The organism is Duganella sp. CY15W (assembly GCF_009857555.1).
Taxonomy (GTDB): domain Bacteria; phylum Pseudomonadota; class Gammaproteobacteria; order Burkholderiales; family Burkholderiaceae_D; genus Rugamonas; species Rugamonas sacchari.
The window spans coordinates 136,777-154,777 of the sequence record NZ_WWCQ01000001.1 but is presented as its reverse complement, the minus strand read 5'-3'; the positions used below and the strand labels follow the sequence as shown (position 1 = coordinate 154,777).

At 62.2% G+C, this 18,001-nt stretch carries 18 protein-coding genes; 12 read left to right on the top strand and 6 right to left on the bottom strand.

Features of this window, described 5'->3' with window-relative positions:
- The first annotated feature begins 60 nt into the window (after nt 1–60).
- The 3 genes from GTP58_RS00760 to GTP58_RS00750 all read left to right on the top strand — a co-directional run bounded on the left by GTP58_RS00760 (nt 61) and on the right by GTP58_RS00750 (nt 4,820).
- On the top strand, nt 61–1,005 hold the full coding sequence (locus GTP58_RS00760) for an alpha/beta fold hydrolase (RefSeq protein WP_161075893.1): 945 nt from the start codon (nt 61–63) through the stop codon (nt 1,003–1,005).
- A 195-nt stretch (nt 1,006–1,200) separates the two neighbouring features.
- Nucleotides 1,201–3,879: a DNA mismatch repair protein MutS gene (gene mutS / locus GTP58_RS00755; protein ID WP_161075892.1), complete on the top strand. Its 2,679-nt coding sequence runs from the start codon at nt 1,201–1,203 to the stop codon at nt 3,877–3,879.
- A complete protein-coding gene (locus GTP58_RS00750) occupies nt 3,876–4,820 on the top strand; it encodes a hypothetical protein (protein ID WP_161075891.1) in 945 nt (314 codons plus the stop codon). Before mutS ends, GTP58_RS00750 begins: the two co-directional genes overlap by 4 nt.
- A 3-nt stretch (nt 4,821–4,823) precedes the next feature.
- On the opposite strand, the gene GTP58_RS00745 is transcribed toward GTP58_RS00750, so the two are convergent.
- A complete protein-coding gene (locus GTP58_RS00745) occupies nt 4,824–5,369 on the bottom strand; it encodes a peptidylprolyl isomerase (RefSeq protein WP_072781166.1) in 546 nt (181 codons plus the stop codon).
- 132 nt (nt 5,370–5,501) lie between these two features.
- Between GTP58_RS00745 and GTP58_RS00740 the strand changes: the two genes are divergently transcribed.
- The 9 genes from GTP58_RS00740 (at nt 5,502) to GTP58_RS31190 (ending at nt 13,093) form a co-directional block, all read left to right on the top strand.
- On the top strand, nt 5,502–6,413 hold the full coding sequence (locus tag GTP58_RS00740) for an AraC family transcriptional regulator (protein ID WP_161075890.1): 912 nt from the start codon (nt 5,502–5,504) through the stop codon (nt 6,411–6,413).
- Between the two features lie 93 nt (nt 6,414–6,506).
- Nucleotides 6,507–7,061: a carboxymuconolactone decarboxylase family protein gene (locus GTP58_RS00735; protein ID WP_161075889.1), complete on the top strand. Its 555-nt coding sequence runs from the start codon at nt 6,507–6,509 to the stop codon at nt 7,059–7,061.
- 2 nt (nt 7,062–7,063) lie between these two features.
- A complete protein-coding gene (locus GTP58_RS00730; protein ID WP_161075888.1) occupies nt 7,064–8,134 on the top strand; it encodes an acyl-CoA dehydrogenase family protein in 1,071 nt (356 codons plus the stop codon).
- Nucleotides 8,131–8,925 (top strand): ABC transporter ATP-binding protein, encoded by a 795-nt coding sequence (locus GTP58_RS00725; RefSeq protein WP_161075887.1) that lies wholly within the window; start codon nt 8,131–8,133, stop codon nt 8,923–8,925. The genes GTP58_RS00730 and GTP58_RS00725 overlap by 4 nt, the downstream gene beginning before the upstream one ends.
- Complete coding sequence (locus tag GTP58_RS00720; RefSeq protein WP_161075886.1) at nt 8,922–10,151, top strand: ABC transporter substrate-binding protein; 1,230 nt, start codon at nt 8,922–8,924, stop codon at nt 10,149–10,151. The genes GTP58_RS00725 and GTP58_RS00720 overlap by 4 nt, the downstream gene beginning before the upstream one ends.
- Before the next feature lie 3 nt (nt 10,152–10,154).
- Nucleotides 10,155–10,922, top strand: coding sequence for an ABC transporter permease (locus GTP58_RS00715; protein WP_161075885.1), 768 nt, complete (start codon nt 10,155–10,157; stop codon nt 10,920–10,922).
- 28 nt (nt 10,923–10,950) lie between these two features.
- Nucleotides 10,951–12,072, top strand: a complete 1,122-nt coding sequence (locus GTP58_RS00710) for a cupin domain-containing protein (RefSeq protein WP_161075884.1) — start codon at nt 10,951–10,953, stop codon at nt 12,070–12,072.
- 18 nt (nt 12,073–12,090) lie between these two features.
- Entirely contained in the window at nt 12,091–12,576 is a 486-nt protein-coding gene (locus GTP58_RS00705; protein WP_161075883.1) for a hypothetical protein, read from the top strand.
- A gap of 277 nt (nt 12,577–12,853) precedes the next feature.
- Nucleotides 12,854–13,093, top strand: coding sequence for a hypothetical protein (locus GTP58_RS31190; RefSeq protein WP_161075882.1), 240 nt, complete (start codon nt 12,854–12,856; stop codon nt 13,091–13,093).
- 168 nt (nt 13,094–13,261) lie between these two features.
- Here the strand turns inward: GTP58_RS31190 and bamC are convergent, their stop codons facing one another.
- The 5 genes from bamC to GTP58_RS00675 all read right to left on the bottom strand — a co-directional run bounded on the left by bamC (nt 13,262) and on the right by GTP58_RS00675 (nt 17,953).
- Nucleotides 13,262–14,461 carry an outer membrane protein assembly factor BamC gene (gene bamC, locus GTP58_RS00695; protein WP_167544245.1) on the bottom strand — a complete coding sequence of 400 codons (1,200 nt, stop codon included), beginning with the start codon at nt 14,459–14,461 and terminating at the stop codon, nt 13,262–13,264.
- Nucleotides 14,462–14,542: 81 nt separating this feature from the next.
- Nucleotides 14,543–15,418 (bottom strand): 4-hydroxy-tetrahydrodipicolinate synthase, encoded by an 876-nt coding sequence (gene dapA / locus GTP58_RS00690; protein ID WP_161075881.1) that lies wholly within the window; start codon nt 15,416–15,418, stop codon nt 14,543–14,545.
- Nucleotides 15,419–15,502: 84 nt separating this feature from the next.
- Nucleotides 15,503–16,051: a bifunctional 2-polyprenyl-6-hydroxyphenol methylase/3-demethylubiquinol 3-O-methyltransferase UbiG gene (locus GTP58_RS00685; RefSeq protein ID WP_161075880.1), complete on the bottom strand. Its 549-nt coding sequence runs from the start codon at nt 16,049–16,051 to the stop codon at nt 15,503–15,505.
- Between the two features lie 19 nt (nt 16,052–16,070).
- Entirely contained in the window at nt 16,071–17,273 is a 1,203-nt protein-coding gene (locus GTP58_RS00680; RefSeq protein ID WP_161075879.1) for a tryptophan--tRNA ligase, read from the bottom strand.
- Nucleotides 17,274–17,275: 2 nt separating this feature from the next.
- Nucleotides 17,276–17,953 carry a site-2 protease family protein gene (locus tag GTP58_RS00675; RefSeq protein WP_161075878.1) on the bottom strand — a complete coding sequence of 226 codons (678 nt, stop codon included), beginning with the start codon at nt 17,951–17,953 and terminating at the stop codon, nt 17,276–17,278.
- Between the last annotated feature and the right edge of the window lie 48 nt (nt 17,954–18,001).

Genomic DNA, 18,001 nt, shown 5'->3' with positions numbered 1-18,001 from the left:
TTAGCCTGAGGTTTCATGCCTTCCGCCTGATATCAATGATCTCACTCTCTGGAGAAGAATATGTTTAATGCTTTTAGCTCTACCCGCCGCCTTGGTCTGCGTCTGATCGCGGCGTCCGCCCTGTCGCTGTCCGCCCTCGGCGCCCATGCGGCTGCGCCGATTGATGTCAAAGTCGACGGCTTCACCGACAAGTACGCACAGGTCAACGGCGTGCGCCTGCACTACAAGGTGGGCGGCCAAGGTACGCCAGTGGTACTGCTGCACGGCTACGGCCAAACCGGCCATATGTGGATCCCCGCGATGCGCGAACTGGTCAAAAACCACACCGTCATCGTACCGGACCTGCGCGGTGCGGGTGGCTCCGAGAAAGCGGAGCAAGGCTATGAAAAGAAAAACCTGGCGATCGACATCCACGAACTGGTGAAGACCATCAGCAGCGAACCAGCAGCCGTGGTCGGCCACGACATCGGCATGATGGTGGCCTACGGCTACGCCGCTCAGTTCCCGGCTGACACCAGCCGCCTGGTGGTCATGGACGCCTTCGTTCCCGGCGTCGGCGACTGGCGCAATGCCTTCCCTCCGGGCGCCGTGTGGCACTTCCACTTCTACGGCGAGACGCCACTGGCACTGGTCAAAGGCCGTGAGCGCATCTACTTCGAACACTTCTGGAATGACTTCTCGGCCAACGGCGGCAAGTCCATCAAAGAAGCGGACCGCAAGCTGTACACCAACGCCTATGCACAACCAGGCGGCATGCGCGCCGGCTTCGCCTACTTCAGCAACTTTGAACAGGACGCCGCCGATTTCGGCCCGATGAGCAAAACCAAGCTGACTATGCCAGTGCTCACCATCGCCGGCGAAAAATCAGCAGGCGCCTTCCTCGGCACGCAAGCCCAACTGTATGCAAGCAATGTACAGAGCGTCATCATCAAAGGCTCCGGCCACTGGCTGATCGACGAAGCGCCTGAACAAGTGGTACCGGCGTTGGTGGCGTTTATTAACTAGGCAGATATTTGCTGGAACGATGTGCCGCAACCATATCGTTCCAGCACTACCTCAAATACTCGCTGCAACTCACTGATTTACGTGGTTTGGCTTAGCCCAGTGCCCTCTCTGGCTGCAGCGCACGGCGAATTCACCAGCGGTGGCGCTGAAAGCGGTAAAATGATGGGTTATCTCGCACCATCATTTGAAGAACCAATGACCACCGTCCCGAACGAAATCAACGCCGCAGCCGTCAAGAACAGCCCGACCGAAAAATTGACCCCAATGATGCAGCAGTATATGGGCATCAAGAGCCAGCATCCGGATATGCTGGTGTTCTACCGCATGGGCGATTTCTATGAGCTGTTCCACGAGGACGCGGAGAAGGCGGCGCGTATCCTCGGCATTACGCTGACGGCGCGCGGCTCGTCGGGTGGTCAGCCGATCAAGATGTGCGGCGTGCCTTTCCATTCGCTGGAAGGCTATCTGGCCAAGCTGGTCAAGATCGGCGAATCCTGCGCCATCTGCGAACAGATCGGCGATCCGGCCACCAGCAAAGGTCCGGTTGAACGCAAGGTGATGCGCGTGGTCACGCCAGGTACGCTGACCGATGCCGACCTGCTGCCGGAAAAAGCTGAACGCCCACTGCTCTCGCTGTGCATCATCAGCCAGCGCAAGGTGGCGACGGCTGGTCTGGCATGGCTGTCGCTGGCCAGCGGCGCGCTGCGCCTGATGGAGTTCTCGGGCGACAGCCACACGGTCAGCGCCCGCATTCAACAGGAGCTGGAACGCATCTCGCCAGCCGAGATCCTGCGCGGCGATAACGGTGAACTGTTCGAGGAATACACGGCCTGCCACGTCAACCGCGTGCCGGAGTGGCACTTCGATGTGGTCAGCGGCCACAAGGCGCTGCTGGAGCAGCTGTCCGTTTCGACGCTGACCGGCTTTGGCGCTGATGGCCTGGGCGCAGCGTTCGGCGCAGCGGGCGCGCTGCTGCGTTACGCGCAGTCGACGCAAGGCCGCGGCCTGCAGCACGTGCGTACGCTGACCACGGAAACGGAAAATGAATTCATCGGCCTGGACGCCGCCACGCGCCGCAACCTGGAACTGACCGAGACCATCCGCGGCCAGGAATCGCCGACGCTGTTCTCGCTGCTGGACCACTGCCGCACGGCGATGGGTTCGCGCCTGCTGCGTCACTGGCTGCACCACGCGCGCCGCGACCAGAACGTCGCCCGCTCACGCCATGAAGCCATCGCCGCGCTGGCGCAGGCGGATGCCACGGGTTCGCTGTCGCATACGCTGGCGCAAGTGCCGGATATCGAACGCATCACCACCCGTATCGCCCTGCTGTCGGCCCGCCCGCGCGATCTGGCCAGCCTGCGTGACGGCCTGACGCAGCTGCCGTCACTGCGCCACTGCATGCAGCGCACGCTGAGCGACGCCAATGGCCTGCTGGCGGCCATCCACGCCGACCTGTCGACGCCAGAAGCCTGCCTCGATCTGCTGCAGCGCGCCGTGATGCCGGAACCGGCAGTGATGGTACGTGACGGCGGCGTCATTGCGCGCGGCTTCGACGCCGAGCTGGATGAACTGCGCGGCCTGTCGGAAAACGCCGGCCAGTATCTTGTCGACCTGGAGACGCGCGAACGCGCGCGTACCGGCATCACCAATCTGCGCGTCGAGTACAACAAGGTCCACGGCTTCTACATCGAAGTTACCAATGGCCAGGCCACCAAGGTGCCGGACGATTACCGCCGCCGCCAGACGCTGAAGAACTGCGAACGCTACATCACGCCGGAGCTGAAGGCTTTTGAAGACAAGGCCCTGTCGGCACAGGACCGCGCACTGGCGCGCGAGAAGATGCTGTATGACCAGCTGCTGGGCGACCTGGCGCCGTTTATCGGTACGCTGCAAACCATCGCCAAGGCGCTGGCGCAGCTGGACACGCTGACCGCCCTCACTGACCACGCGCTGCGCCACAACTGGTGCGCGCCGCAGTTGGTGGAGACGCCTTGCATCAACATCAAGGAAGGCCGCCATCCGGTGGTGGAAAACCAGATCGAGCGCTTCATCGCCAATGATTGCCGCTTTGTCGATGAGCGCCGCCTGCTGCTGATTACCGGTCCTAACATGGGCGGTAAATCGACCTTCATGCGCCAGGTGGCGCTGATTACGCTGCTGGCCTACATGGGCAGCTATGTTCCTGCGCAGAGTGCCGTGATTGGCCCGATCGACCGCATCTTCACCCGTATCGGCGCCACCGACGACCTGGCCGGCGGCCGCTCGACCTTCATGGTGGAGATGACCGAAGCGGCTGCCATCCTGAATGGCGCCACCGAACACTCGCTGGTACTGATGGATGAAATCGGCCGTGGCACCTCGACCTTCGACGGCCTGGCGCTGGCGTGGGCGATTGCACGCCACCTGATCGAAACCAGCCGCAGCTTCTCGCTGTTCGCCACCCACTACTTCGAGCTGACGCAGCTGCCGGAAAGCCACCCGACCGCCAGCAATGTGCACCTGTCGGCAGTGGAGCACAAGGACACCATCGTCTTCCTGCACGCAGTACAGGACGGCCCGGCATCGCAAAGCTACGGTCTGCAAGTGGCGCAACTGGCCGGCGTGCCGCAGCCGGTCATCAAGGCCGCGCGCAAGCACCTGGCGCGCCTGGAAGCGCAGGCGCTGGACGCCAAGCCGCAGCTGGACCTGTTTGTCGCGCCAATCGCCGACGCCAACGACGAAGAAATCGAACCCGCCGCACCTGCCGTAAACCCGGCCATGCGCGAGCTGCTGGACGCCCTCGACGATCTCGACCCGGACGCGTTGACGCCGCGCGAAGCGCTGGACCGCCTGTATCAGATCAAGCGCCTGACGGAATCGGCGCAAGCATGATCCCGCGCGCGCGCCGCCTGCTGTGCATCGCCCTCGCCGCTACGGCCGCGACGACAGCGCATGCCGCACCGCAGGCCGCGCGCGGATTCCAGTTCAGCGTCATCGGCCATCCTTTGCAGCATGGCCGTGACGAGGCGGCGCTCAAACGCGCGATTGCCGAGGCGGCGCAAAGCGATACCGCGTTTGTGGTCGCCACCGGCATCAAGGCCCGCAACGAGCCTTGCAGCGACAAGCTGTATGCACAGCGCCATGCGGTGCTGAATGAATCTCTGCAGCCAATGATCGTCTCGCTGGCCGGCAGCGACTGGAGCGCGTGTATCAATTCCGCCGGCCGCTCGAATGCGATTGAACGCCTGAACCGCCTGCGTGAGCTGTTCTACGTCGATGGCGAATCGCTGGGCGCGCACCACCTGACGGTCACGCGATTGTCGTCCACGGCCAAGTTCCGCAGCTATGCGGAAAACGCGCACTGGGAATACAGCAAGGTGCTGTTCGCCACCATCAACCTCCCCGCCAACAACAACCACTATCTTCCGGAAGCGGGCCGCAACAGCGAGTTTGAAGACCGCCTGGTTGCCAACCGCGCCTGGCTGCACCGCCTGTTCACGCTGGCCGAGCGGCAAAAGATGCAGGGCCTGGTGCTGTTCTCGGACGGCGATCCCGGCGTGACGGCAGAAGAAGGCTTTTCGCTGCTGCCGAGTTTTCAGAACAAACAGGATGGCTTTGCCGAAATGCGCAAGCAGATCCGCACACTGGCGGAAAAATACAAAGGGAAGGTGTTGCTGATCGACGCCCAGAAAGGCGCTGGTGGCGAGCCTGCCATTCAATGGCGTGGCAATGTGGGGCATCTGAACATGGCCGCCGATTGGGCCGAAGTCCAGGTAACGCCCGGCGCCGCTGCCCTGTTTTCTGTCAAGGGCAGCAACGCCGAAGCGCAGTAAAGCTTAGTGAATCGGGTGGATGGCGACGTGATCGCCTTCGTCGCCTTCATCATCTTCGTCATCGTGGTGATGACCGTGAGCGCCGTGCACGTGGCCGTGGGCGATTTCTTCGTCGGTGGCTTCACGCACATCGACCACGTTCAGCGAGAAACGCAGCGCCATGCCGGCCAGCGGGTGGTTACCGTCCAGGACCACCTTGTCGTCAGCGATATCGGTGACGGTGAAGATCATGGCTTCTTCTTCGCCAGCGTCGCCGTCCGGCATGCCTTCGAACTGCATGCCGACTTCCAGCGGCTCTGGCAGGCGTTTGCGCTCTTCCACCTTCACCAGCGAGGCGTCGTAGTCGCCGAATGCGTCTTCCGGTTCGATCTGGATAATCGACGCGTAGCCGACTTCTTTGCCATCCAGTTCTTCTTCGATTTTTGGCAGGGTGTTCTCGTAGCCACCGTGCAGATAGACCATCGGTTGACTGCCGTCTTCGATCAGATTGTCCTGGGCATCGGACAGTTTGTAATTCACAGTCACGACTGTATTCTTGGCAATCTTCATGTTGCACATCCTTTCGTTAATATAGCCCCGGATTATACCTTGGATCGCAAACCGGCCGCTCCTGCGCCAGCCGCATAAGGATATGCCGAATCCGTTCTGGCAGCCGTGCGCCAGCCGTTCTACAATCATGGCATGCAAGCCGCCACCTCCGACAAACTCGCCCAATGGCTGCTCAGCAGCATAGAGCTGGACGCCGCCGCGCTCCATGTCGGCCGCTACTGCGGCCCATGGCGGGCATCGACCAGCGGCCAGGCCCAGGCCAGCTTCCATCTGGTGCTGGAAGGAGAATGCTGGCTGCATAGGGAAGACCAGCCGCCGCTGCATCTGCGGGCGCGCGATGGCGTGTTCCTGATGAGCGACCTGCCCCACTTTCTGAGTCCATCGAGCGATCCGCATGCACCGGCGCAGCCGCAGACCATGCGCGCGCTCGGCGTGCCGCCAGCGCCAGACAGCATCGGCCTCGCGTGCGGCATCTTCAGCTTCAGCGGCGCGCTGAGTCCCCTGGTCATCAACTCCTTCCCCGCAGTGCTGGTGTGCCGCAATGGCGATGCGGCGCTGGGGCATACGGCCGCGCTGTTCGACATGATCCTGGCGGAAGGCGGCGGTGGGCCGGAACGCCCGACGCCGCTCATCGCGCGGCTGGTGGAGCTGCTGTTCTTTTACCTGATCCGCCATGCCAGCCAGCGCGAAACGCTGAGCGCCGGACTGCTGGCACTGGCCCAGCGCGCGGAATTCATGTCGCTGCTGGACCAGATGCTGGCCAGCCCCGGCGAGGACTGGTCGATCGCCCGCATGGCATCGGCCGCCCATATGTCGCGCGCGGCCTTCTGCAAACACTTCACCGATATTGGCGGCGTGCCGCCAGCGCAGTTCCTACTGCGGCTGCGCATGCGGCTGGCGGCGCAGCGCCTGAACGCGGGCGACTCGGTGGAGCAGGCGGCCAGCCACGTCGGCTACCAGTCGCATGCGGCGTTCACACGCGCCTTCAAGCGCATCGTCGGCGAGCAGCCCGGCGCCTATCGCCGCCAGCTGCGCGCCGCATAAAAAGACGTTTGAACACAAAACCGCGACTTTTGGATATGGTGGCGAAACAGCGGGACACTGATAATATGCTGTCACTGTTTATGAAAGCCCAACATGTCCCGTCTGCCGCTGCAAACCCTGGAGACCGCGCCCGAAGACAGCCGCCCCTTCGTTGAGAAGGCGATTGCCAACAACGGCTACCTGCCCAATCTGATCGGCGTCCTGGCCAACGCGCCAGTGGCGCTGGAGACTTATATGACCGTCTCCGGCATCAACGCGCGCGCCAGCCTGTCGCTGGCGGAACGCGAAGTGGTGCAGATCACCGCCGCACGCATTCACGGCTGCGATTTTTGCGTGGCCGGCCACACCGCCATCTGGCTCAAGAAAGCCGGCCAGTCCGCCGAAGCCGTGCGCGCGCTGCATGAAGGCGAGGCCACCGGCGACGCCAAGCTGGACGCGGTCGCGGCATTTGCCAGCGCCGTCATCGCCCGCCGCGGCGCCGTCGATGACGCCGACCTGCAAGCCTTCCTGGCGGCCGGCTACCACCAGCAGCAGGCGCTGGAAGTGGTGCTGGGCATCAGCCTGGCCACGCTGTGCAACTTCGCCAACAGCCTGGCGGGCACGCCGGTCAATCCACAGCTGCAACCTTACCTGCCCGGAGCCGTGTAAGCATGGCCGCCCTGTACGACTGGCTGGCCAGGCACGCGGAAGCGCTCGATCAATCGGAAGCGCTGGCAAATGAGGTATTGCCGGCGCTGGCCGCGCATGGCTGTTTCCGCAGCGGCGTGCCGCTCGCTTCCGGCGGCGCTGCTGGCGAATATGGCGATGTGCGTGACGCCATCTTGAGCATTGCCGACATCGCGCGTCATTCGGTGACGGCGGCGTTTGTGTACTGGGGCCAGCGCAGCTTTATCGAGTATCTGCTGCAAAGTCCCAACACGGCGCTGCGCGAGCGCCTGCTGCCGGCACTGCTGGACGGTACGCTGGCGGGCGCCACCGGCTTGTCCAACGCGATGAAATTCCTGTCGGGGATGGAGCCGCTGTCGGTGCACGCCACGCCGGCGCAAGACGGCTGGACATTGAACGGCAAGCTCGCCTGGATTACCAATCTGCGCCCACCGCATTTCGTCGCCGCGGCGGCCGTCGCGCCAGTGAATGGCGAAGCGCCGCTCGTGGCCATGTTCAGCAGCGAGGCGGCCGGCGTACAGCGCAGCGACAACCTGCAACTCATCGCCCTGCGCGGCAGTAACACCGCGGCGGTGCAACTGGACGCGGTGCGGGCCAGCCCCCAGGACATCATCGCACCGCAAGCCCCGGAATGGCTGGCGCGCGTGCGCCCTGCATTCCTCGGCATGCAATGTGGAATGTCGATCGGCCTGGCCTCGGCCGCACTGGACAAGGCAGCCCAGGTGGCGGCCAGCGGACGCGGTCAGCTCAGCGACAACATCGCCAGCGCCCAGCATGCACTGGCGGCGCTGACGCAGCAACTGCTGGACGGCGTAGCGGACGGACGTTTCGTCACCGCCGCCCCGGCCATGTTCAAACTGCGCATCGCCATGGCAGACCTGGTGCAGCAAGCTGTCAGCCTGGAGCTGCAGGCCAAGGGTGGTCACGCTTACCTGATGCAGGAAGAAGATGGCTTTGCACGCCGCTGGCGCGAGTCGGCGTTCATCCCGGTGATCACACCGAGCATCACGCAACTCCAGGCGGCGCTGGCCAAACACGCCGCCGCCACGCAATGAGCGGCGCAGGCTGGGCGCTGCATGCCGACAGCCTGGCTTACGCCTACGCTGGCGGCGCCGCCGTTTTCACGGACGTCTCCCTGGGCGTGCGGCCCAGGGAAATCGTCGCCCTGCTAGGCGGCAGCGGCTGCGGCAAGTCCACCTTGCTGCGCGTGCTGGCCGGCCTTCAGCCGCCGAGCGCGGGCACGGTACAGTTTCTTGGCGCGCCGTTGACAGAGCCGAATCCGCGCAGTGCGCTGGTGTTCCAGCAAGCCAGCCTGCTGCCATGGCTGAACGTCACCGCCAATGTCGGCTTTGGACTGGATTTCAGCCATCAGCCCAGGATCTCCCGCAGTGAGCACGCCCAACGCGTACAGCAGGCGATTGACGCCGTTGGCCTGGCAGGCAGCGAAAAGCATTACCCGTCCGCACTGTCGGGCGGCATGGCGCAGCGCGCCGCACTGGCGCGCGCGCTGGCACGCCAGCCGGAACTGCTGTTCGCCGATGAACCCTTTTCCGCGCTGGACGCCATCACCCGCGCCGGCATGCAAACTTTGCTGGTCGATGTGGTCCATCGCTGGCACACGGCGGCGCTGCTGGTCACGCACGATATCGATGAAGCCATCCTGGTAGCGGACCGCATCCTGCTGATGGGCGGCAGTCCCGGCGGCATCATCAGGGAATGGCAGGTCGAGCTGCCACGTCCACGCCTGGCCGATAGCGCTGCCGTCAGCCAGCTACGCAATGACATCCTGAGCGCCCTGCAAGGCGTGCGCAGCGCCGCATCCACTCCTGTAGAAAGCACCATATGAACGATAAAGTCCACATCTGCGCCGCTTCCGATTGCGACTGCGGCATGAGCCGCCGCGACTTCCTGCGCGTGTCCGCCTTGAGCACGGCCAGCATCGCAGCCCCGCTGCTGTTCGCCGGCGACGCCATGGCCCAGCAAGGCCCGAAAGGCGACGACCAGCCAGTCAAGATCGGCTACCTGCCAATTACCGATGCCACGCCGCTGCTGGTGGCCCATGGCCGCAAGCTGTTTGAGGCGGAAGGCCTGCAAGCCGAGGCGCCACGCCTGTTCCGCAGCTGGGCGCAGATCATCGAGGCCTTTGTTTCCGGCCAGGTCAACGTGATCCACCTGCTGTCGCCAGCCACCATGTCGGTGCGCTACGGCGCCAAATTCCCGGCCAAGGTGGTGGCCTGGAACCACATCAACGGTTCCGCGCTGACCGTCGCCAAGGACATCAACAAGGTGACAGACCTGGGCGGCCGCAGCGTGGCGATTCCGTTCTGGTACTCGATCCACAACGTGCTACTGCAGCAGATCCTGACCAGGAATGGCCTGACGGTGGTCAGCAAAGGCCGCGAGACAGCCATCGGGCCGAAAGAGGTCAACCTGGTGGTGCTGGCGCCGGCCGAGATGGTGTCGGCGCTGGCCAGCAAATCGATCGCCGGCTTTATCGTGGCCGAGCCGTTCAACGCGCTGGCGGAAACCAATGGCGTCGGCAAAATCCTGCGCTTCTCGGGCGACGCGTGGAAGAACCATGCCTGCTGCGTCACCTTCCTGTCGGAGCGCGACATCAGCACCCGCCCGGAATGGGCGCAGCGCGTGACCAACGCCATCGTCAAGGCGCAGCTGTGGACGCGCTCCAACCAGATCGACACCGCACGCCTGCTGTCCAGCAGCGACAGCCACCGCTACACGCCGCACGCGCTGCAAGTGCTGTCGAAAGTATTGACGGTGACCGACTACGCCGAATATGAAAAGAGCGGCGTCATCGTGCACAAGGACTGGAACCAGCGCCGCATCGACTTCCAGCCCTTCCCCTTCCCTTCGTACACGGAGCAGATGGTGCGCGCCTTGCAGCAGGTGCGCGTGGAAGGCGACACCAGCTTCCTGCACAAGCTGGACCCAGCCTTTGTCGCCAAAGACCTGGTGGACGACCGCTTCGTGCGCAAGGCGATTGCCGCTGTCGGCGGTCCGGCCGCGTTTGGCCTGTCGGCCAATCTGATGCGCAGCGAAACGCTGGCGATCTGACGCATGACCGCACCTGTTCACTGGTCCGCGCGTTACGGCCTGCCGTTGCTGGGCTTTGCGGCTGCGCTGCTGCTGTGGCAAGCCGGCGTCACCGCGCTGGAAAAGGATACGCCGATTGCCGCCGCGTTCGCGCCACTGGAAGCCGCGCGCGCCCTGCTGCACATGGTGGAAGGTCCGGACATCTGGCGCGATATCGGCCTCAGTCTGCGCCGCGTCGCCTACGGCCTGGCGGCTGCAGCGCTGACCGGCATTCCGCTCGGTGTGCTGGTCGGCAGCTCGCGCCGTTTCGCGGCGGCCGCCATGCCGCTGTTTCAGCTGCTGCGCATGGTGTCGCCGCTGTCCTGGATGCCGCTGGCGGTAATGACGCTGGGCGTCGGCGACGCCCCGGTGTACTTCCTGCTGGCGTTTGCCGCCGTCTGGCCGATCCTGCTCAACACCGCCACCGGCGTGGCGCGGCTCGATCCGAACTGGCTGCTGCTGGCACGCAGCCTGTCGGCCACACGCACGGAGACGGTACTCAAGGTGGTCCTGCCGGGCATTACGGCCGATATCCTGACCGGCGTGCGGCTGGCCATCGGCATCATCTGGATCGTGCTGGTGCCGGCCGAGATGCTGGGCGTATCGGCCGGCCTGGGATATTTCATCCTCGACGCGCGCGACCGGCTGGCCTACAACGAGTTGATGGCAGCGATTGTGCTGATCGGGATACTGGGCTTTGCGCTGGACTGGCTGGCACGCGCCGCCCATGGGCGCTGGCTGCACACCCATTAGCCGGCCGGGGTGGAGGTTATAATGGCGTATGAAAAAATTACCTCTCCTCGGCGACATCACGCCAGCGCAGTTCCTGCGCGACTACTGGCATAAAAAGCCACTCCTGATCCGCAACGCCGTCCCCGGTTTCAAGCCGCTGCTCAATTTTGACGCGCTGGCCCAGCTGGCCGCCACCAACCACGCGGAATCGCGCCTGGTGACCGGTTTCGATGGCGAGTGGTCGATGCAGCACGGCCCGCTGGAAAGCCTGCCGGCGCGCGACAAACGTGAGTGGACCATGCTGGTGCAGGGCGTCAATCTGTTCGACGCCAAGGCGGATGCGCTGCTGCGCCAGTTCCGCTTCCTGCCGGACGCGCGCCTGGACGACCTGATGGTCAGCTTTGCCACCGATGGCGGCGGCGTCGGTCCGCACTTCGATTCCTATGACGTCTTCCTGCTGCAGGCGCAGGGCCAGCGCCACTGGCGCATCGGCGCCCAGAAAGACCTGTCGCTGATCGACGGCTTGCCACTCAAGATTCTGGCCAACTTCCAGCCGGAAGAAGAATTCGTGCTGAACCCGGGCGACATGCTGTACCTGCCGCCGCACTACGCGCACGACGGCGTCGCCATCGGCGATTGCCAGACCTATTCGATCGGCTTCCGCTCGCCGTCGTATCAGGAACTCGGCGAGAACTTCCTGCAGTTCATGGCTGATTCCATCGACCTGCCGGGCCGCTATGCCGATCCGGAACTGGAGCCGACCAGCAAGCCGGCCGAGATTCCGCGCCAGATGCTGACCGCGCTGACCGAGGAACTGAACAAGGTACGCTTCACCGAAGAAGACATCACCATCTTTTTTGGCGAGTATATGTCCGAGCCCAAGCACAATGTGTTCTTCACCGGCCCGGCCAAGCCGCTCACCGTGGGCAAATTCGGCGAAGCCGTGATGAAAAAAGGCCTGTCGCTATCGGCCAAGACGCAAATGCTGTACCGTGGCAAGCACGTCTTCATCAACGGCGAATCGTTCGGCGTCGGCAAGGCCGACAAGGCCACGCTGGAACTGCTGGCCAACAACCGCCGCCTCGAAGCCGAGACATTCGCGGCCGCCTCGGACGACGTGCTGGAAGCGCTGTACACCTGGTACCAGGACGGCTGGGTCGAACTCGGCTAATTTCATTTGGGAGGCAATGTGGACAGACTGGTTATTCCCTTCACCACGCGGGCGGAATTTCAGCAGCACCTGGCCAGTTGCCTGTCGCGCGCGCAGCAGACGCTGCAAATGTTCGACCCGGACTACAGCATCTGGGAAATGGGCAGCAGCGCCACCGACGGCCAGCTGCGCCGCTTCCTGCAAGGCGGCGGCCGCTTGCAGCTGGTGGCGCATGATGGCCGCCAGATGGAACGCGATGCGCCCCGCTTCCTGCGCCTGCTCAAGGATTACGGCCATTTGATCGAAGTACGCCGTACCAGCCAGCAATTGCGCCAGCTGACGGACTCCTTCTGCATCGCCGATCAGCGCGACATCGTGCGCCGTTTTCACGCCGATCATTTCCGTGGCGAAGCGGTTTTTAATGGTCCGCAAGATGTCCAGACGAGCCTGGAACGTTTTCTTACAATTTGGATAGAATCCCAGCCCGGATTGTATGCAAACTCAACTGGATTATCAGCCAGTTAGGAGTAAAATGCGGGCAGCACGGTAGTTGATGGGACAAAGTAGCAAGCTAGATCGAAAACGAAATGTTGCGATATCGCAAAATAGTTATGGGTTTGGCTCGTTGTCCTATTGCGATGCACTAAAAATCGCTATAATATTCGGCTAGGAAGTTTCCGTTGTCTAGTAGGCACCTTTTAAAGGTACGAAAGGCCTTCGAAGACGACCTAATGAGCGATAATTACCGGTAATTATTAATCGCAAGACTGTGTTTAATTTTTGAATTAACTAAGGAAAACCCATGAAAAAATCCCTGCTGATCGCCTCCCTGCTGGCTGTTGCTCTGGCTGCTTGCTCGAAAAAAGAAGAAGCTCCTGCTGCTCCAGCTCCAGTAGCTGCTCCAGAAGCTGCTGCTCCAGCTGCTGCTCCAGCACCAGCTCCAGCTGCTGACGCTGCTGCTCCAGCCGCTGCTGCTCCTGCAGCTTCGGACGCTGCTGCTGCTCCAGCACCAGCTGCTTCGGCTCCTGCTGCTTCGAAGTAATATCAGCTTGAGAAAAAAAAACCGGCCTGCGGGTCGGTTTTTTTTCGTCCCGAGTTTTATATTGCTTAAAACTTGGGCATAAAAAAACCGCCAGCACTGAGCGCGATGTAAAGCGCGTTCAGGCTGGCGGTTTTTAAAACGCCGCGATTAGCGGCGAGTTATATTCAATTACTTCAATTGCTCGTGCAACAGGGTAATGATCTTTTCGCCGACCGGGCTGCTTTCCGGCTGGCCGGCATTGCTCAATACCTTGACCACGCTGGTATTGCCTTCTGCGGCTTTTACCGAAATACGGTAGCGTTGCGCTTCCTTATCCGCCTCATCCGACGAGCCCCAGCTAAACAGCTTGCTGAAGAAGCCTTTGGATTCCGCTGCATCATTGATATAACGCACGAAGTAAATACCCTGGGTACGGTCGCGGTCTTCCACGGTGAAGCCGGCGCGGTCCAGCGCCAGGCCTACACGGCGCCAGGCGCGGTCGAAGCCCTCATCCACCTGGACAGCGCGGTCTGCACCCGCGCCAGTCAGCGAAGCATGCTGCGGCTGGACGATGGCGCCGTCCACGGCGGTCTTGGCTTGCGCCAGCTGCTCGCCGCCATTGCCCAGCTTGTTCAGCAGGCGGGCCAGGAACTCAGCTTCCAGGCCTGGATCGTTAGGACGCGGCATCCACTTGGTGGTTTCCTTGTCGCTGCCGGTGGCGATTTCCTGCACGCCGCGGTGGCTGATGTAGATTTCGCTGGAACCGTCGGCACGGCGCTCGATACGGGTGCGGAACTTGTCGCGCTCGCCGCTCGAATACATCGAGTCAAACACCTTGCCCAGCGTATTGCGGATGAAGTCCTGCGGAATCTTGGCGCGGTTTTCATTCCACTCGGTTTCCATGATGCCAGCCGAAGGCAGTTCCTGCGACAGCGTGAAGCCCGAATCTTCCCAGAACTGCTTCAGCTGCGGCCACAGTTGCTCTGGCGTCTGCTTGATAATCAGCCAGCGCTGGTTGCCATCACGCTCGACCTTGATATCGTTCAGGGCTTGCGGCACCACCGTGCCTGCAGCCGGCTGGCCTGGCACGATGACGGCGGTTGGGTTCAGGGCGCCCGACTGGGCCGCCTTGGAGGCGTTGTAGCTGGACGCGGTTGCCACACCGTTGCTCGAATCCGGCAGCGAGTAGCGGTTGTCTTTCTGCAGCTGGGTCAGATCCGGCGGCACGTCCAGGGTGCTGGCCTTCTTGGCCGATTTGTAATCGACCTTGTCGTTGCCAACCACCGAGCTGATCATGCCGCAGCCGGTCAGGCTGGTCACGCTGGCTACCATGGCGCCAACTACCAGCGCGCGCTGCGAGGAAATAAAAGCTGTCTTGCGAATAGTCATGTCGTTACTGTTTAAGAAGCTGAGGTGCAGCAAAATATGATCCGACCCAAGTCGGGGCTAGTTGCTTGTTGCTACGGAATATTACAGCAGACCGGCTTCGCGCAGGGCCGAACGTACGGTCTCGTGATAAGCGTCGCCAAGCTGGACCAGTGGCAGGCGGATGCCGGTTGGCATCTTGCCCATTGCCGCCAGCGCCCACTTGACCGGCACCGGATTCGGTTCAACAAACAGTTTCTGGTGCAGCGGGAAGACTTTATTGTTCAGCTCGATGGCCTTGGCAAGCTCGCCGGCAATCGCTGCGCGGCACATGTCGGCCATGATGCGTGGCGCCACGTTGGCGGTGACCGAGATATTGCCGGCGCCGCCGCCCAGCATCAGCGCCATCGCGGTCGGATCATCGCCCGAGTAGACGGCAAACGATTTTGGCGCCAGGCGCAGCAGGTCGTAGCCACGGCCGATGTTGCCGGTGGCATCTTTGACGCCCACGATGTTCGGGATTTCCGCCAGGCGCAGGATGGTCTCGTTGCTCATGTCGGCAACGGTACGGCCGGGCACGTTGTACAGGATCACTGGCAGGTCGACCGCTTCAGCGATGGCCTTGAAGTGCTGGTACATGCCTTCCTGGGTAGGACGGTTGTAGTAAGGGACAACTTGCAGGGTGGCGTCCGCACCGGCTTCCTTGGCAAAGCGGGTCAGCTTGATCGCTTCAGCGGTCGAGTTGGCGCCGGCGCCGGCGATGATCGGGATGCGGCCCTTGGCGTGCGCAACCGTCGCCTTGATCAAGGCGCAGTGCTCTTCCACGCTGACGGTGGCGGATTCACCGGTGGTGCCGGCAATGACGATGCTGTCCGTACCTTCGGCGATGTGCCAGTCGATCAGCTGATTCAAACCCTCAAAGTCCAGACTGCCGTCTGCGTGCATCGGGGTGACGATTGCTACGATGCTGCCCTTAATCATAGGAAACCACTGCAAAAAGTATTAAAACAACGATTGTAGTCGATAGGTTGCGCCCGTGGTGCATCCGGGGGCACAAATCGACGCTCAAAATGGCGGTAATAGAGCCGCCTCTCGGGGAAAATCGGGCTTCACGGCGCATAGTCGTTGCACCATGGCAGCTTTTGGCTCGGTAATCACGCCATCTTCAAACGCCACCACGCGCAAGCCATGCTCGCTGGCCAGCGCCAGCAGCTCGCCCGGTTGCAGCAAGAACGCCGGATTCGATGGTTTGCCGAACTGCGCATTGCCATCCGCGAAGGTTTCGTAGATCAACACGCCGTTCGGCGCCAGACTGCCCACCATCCCGGCAAATAATGGACGATGCAGGTAGTTTGTGACCACGATGCCGGCAAAACGCTGCGGACCGAAAGGCCAGGCGGCGCCCTCCTCTTCCAGGTCGATGGCCGAGGTGGTAATGCCGAGGCCGCAGGCAGCCGCCAGCGCGGCGGGATCGCGGTCCACCGCCACCACTTCATGGCCCAGTGCGGCCATATGGCGCGAGTGGCGGCCGCTGCCGCAAGCAAGGTCCAGCACCGCGCCGCCGGGAACCAGCGGTGCGTAACGCTGCACCCAGGGAGAGATTTGATCGCTCATGATTTTTACCCGGTTTTACTTAACTATAAGCCAAGCCCATGGCCTCGCGGACATCGCGCATGGTTTCCAGCGCAAGGCGGCGGGCCGCATCGTTGCCGTCGGCCACAATGGCGCGTACCAGCGACGGATCGTCCAGATACGGCTGCGCACGCTCGTGCATGGGCTCCTGTTCCTTGATGATGGCGTCAATTACCGGCTGTTTGCATTCAATGCAGCCGATCCCGGCCGATTTGCAGCCATTGACCACCCATTCCCGGGTCGACTGGTCGCTATACACCTGATGGAACTGCCACACCGGGCAACGGGCTGGATCACCAGCATCGCTGCGGCGCACGCGCGCCGGGTCGGTCGGCATGGTCTTGATTTTTTTGGTGACCGAGTCCTTGTCCTCGCGCAGGGCAATCGAATTGCCGTAGCTCTTGGACATTTTGCGGCCATCCAGGCCAGGCAGGCGCGCGGCCTCGGTCAGACGGGACTGCGGTTCGACCAGGATCAGCTTGCGGCTGCCTTCGAGGTAGCCAAACAGGCGTTCGCGGTCGCCCATCGACAGGCTTTGCGCATCATCGAGCATGGCCTTGGCCTGCTCCAGCGCTTCATCCTTGCCGTCCTGCTGGTATTCGGTGCGCAGCTCGTTGTACAGCTTGGCACGTTTGCTGCCCAGCTTTTTCACGGCATCCTGCGCCTTTTCCTCGAAACCTTTTTCTTTGCCGTACAAGTGATTAAAACGGCGCGCAATCTCGCGCATCATCTCGATGTGCGGCACCTGGTCTTCACCCACCGGCACCTGGCTGGCGCGGTAGATCAGCACGTCAGCGGCCTGCAGCAGTGGATAGCCGAGGAAGCCGTAGGTTGCGAGGTCTTTATTGGCCAGATTCTCGATCTGGTCCTTGTAGGTCGGCACGCGCTCCAGCCAGCCCAGCGGCGTGGCCATGGACAGCAGCAAGTGCAGCTCGGCGTGCTCCGGCACGCGCGACTGGATGAACAGCGTGGACTGCGAGGGATCGATGCCGGCGGCCAGCCAGTCGACCAGCATATCCCAGGTGCTGCGCTCGATGACGGTGGGATCGTCGTAGTGCGTGGTCAGCGCATGCCAGTCGGCCACGAAGAACAGGCATGGCAGCTCGGTCTGCATCTTGATCCAGTTTTTCAAGGCGCCATGGTAGTGGCCCAGGTGCATGGAACCGGTCGGACGCATGCCGGATACTACGCGATCGGGATACATATTCAGCTCAACAGGAAAACAAGCGGTTTAAGCAGATAGCCATAAATATGCTGCATCAATGTCCGGCCCTGGATCATATAGCTATCAAGCAAACCAAAATAAATCATAAGAATTAGCGCAATAAAGACCGCAACACCATAGCGTTCAATACGGGCATACGGCCGCGCCAGCGACATTGGCAACAGCCCGGTTACGATACGGCCGCCATCCAGTGGCGGCAGCGGAATCAAATTAAATACGCACATAGAGCAGTTGACGAGCACGCCCGCACGCGCCATCTGCACAAAAAAATCGTGCAAATCAAAGCCCATGCCTTGCACGAGCACCACCCACACCATCATCCAGCCCAAGCCCATGGCAAAGTTAGCGGCAGGGCCAGCGGCAGCCACAAAGGCCATCTGTTTCTTTGGATTGCGCAAGCGGCCAAAGTCGACCGGCACCGGTTTGGCATAACCGATCGGCGGCAACGGTGTCAGGCTGAGCAACAGCGGCAGCAGAATGGTCCCAAACGGGTCGATGTGTTTCAGCGGGTTGGCGGTGAGGCGGCCGAGTTCGGCGGCGGTGGGGTCGCCGAAATAGCGGGCGACATATCCGTGTGCGGCTTCGTGCAGGGAAATTGCAAAAAGAACAGGGATCAGATAGACCGTGATGGTCTGGATAATACTGTCGGTTTCGTTCATGGACGGGATTTTACCAGAGGCTGCTTGCCTGCTTTGCGGCGCCGTCGG

Excerpts from the sequence above, each read along its gene's own strand:
- GTP58_RS00760 (WP_161075893.1), top strand. The coding sequence starts at position 61 with ATGTTTAATGCTTTTAGCTCTACCCGCCGCCTTGGTCTGCGTCTGATC.
- mutS (WP_161075892.1), top strand. The coding sequence starts at position 1,201 with ATGACCACCGTCCCGAACGAAATCAACGCCGCAGCCGTCAAGAACAGC.
- GTP58_RS00750 (WP_161075891.1), top strand. The coding sequence starts at position 3,876 with ATGATCCCGCGCGCGCGCCGCCTGCTGTGCATCGCCCTCGCCGCTACG.
- GTP58_RS00745 (WP_072781166.1), bottom strand. The coding sequence starts at position 5,369 with ATGAAGATTGCCAAGAATACAGTCGTGACTGTGAATTACAAACTGTCC.
- GTP58_RS00740 (WP_161075890.1), top strand. The coding sequence starts at position 5,502 with ATGCAAGCCGCCACCTCCGACAAACTCGCCCAATGGCTGCTCAGCAGC.
- GTP58_RS00735 (WP_161075889.1), top strand. The coding sequence starts at position 6,507 with ATGTCCCGTCTGCCGCTGCAAACCCTGGAGACCGCGCCCGAAGACAGC.
- GTP58_RS00730 (WP_161075888.1), top strand. The coding sequence starts at position 7,064 with ATGGCCGCCCTGTACGACTGGCTGGCCAGGCACGCGGAAGCGCTCGAT.
- GTP58_RS00725 (WP_161075887.1), top strand. The coding sequence starts at position 8,131 with ATGAGCGGCGCAGGCTGGGCGCTGCATGCCGACAGCCTGGCTTACGCC.
- GTP58_RS00720 (WP_161075886.1), top strand. The coding sequence starts at position 8,922 with ATGAACGATAAAGTCCACATCTGCGCCGCTTCCGATTGCGACTGCGGC.
- GTP58_RS00715 (WP_161075885.1), top strand. The coding sequence starts at position 10,155 with ATGACCGCACCTGTTCACTGGTCCGCGCGTTACGGCCTGCCGTTGCTG.
- GTP58_RS00710 (WP_161075884.1), top strand. The coding sequence starts at position 10,951 with ATGAAAAAATTACCTCTCCTCGGCGACATCACGCCAGCGCAGTTCCTG.
- GTP58_RS31190 (WP_161075882.1), top strand. The coding sequence starts at position 12,854 with ATGAAAAAATCCCTGCTGATCGCCTCCCTGCTGGCTGTTGCTCTGGCT.
- bamC (WP_167544245.1), bottom strand. The coding sequence starts at position 14,461 with ATGACTATTCGCAAGACAGCTTTTATTTCCTCGCAGCGCGCGCTGGTA.
- dapA (WP_161075881.1), bottom strand. The coding sequence starts at position 15,418 with ATGATTAAGGGCAGCATCGTAGCAATCGTCACCCCGATGCACGCAGAC.
- GTP58_RS00685 (WP_161075880.1), bottom strand. The coding sequence starts at position 16,051 with ATGAGCGATCAAATCTCTCCCTGGGTGCAGCGTTACGCACCGCTGGTT.
- GTP58_RS00680 (WP_161075879.1), bottom strand. The coding sequence starts at position 17,273 with ATGTATCCCGATCGCGTAGTATCCGGCATGCGTCCGACCGGTTCCATG.
- GTP58_RS00675 (WP_161075878.1), bottom strand. The coding sequence starts at position 17,953 with ATGAACGAAACCGACAGTATTATCCAGACCATCACGGTCTATCTGATC.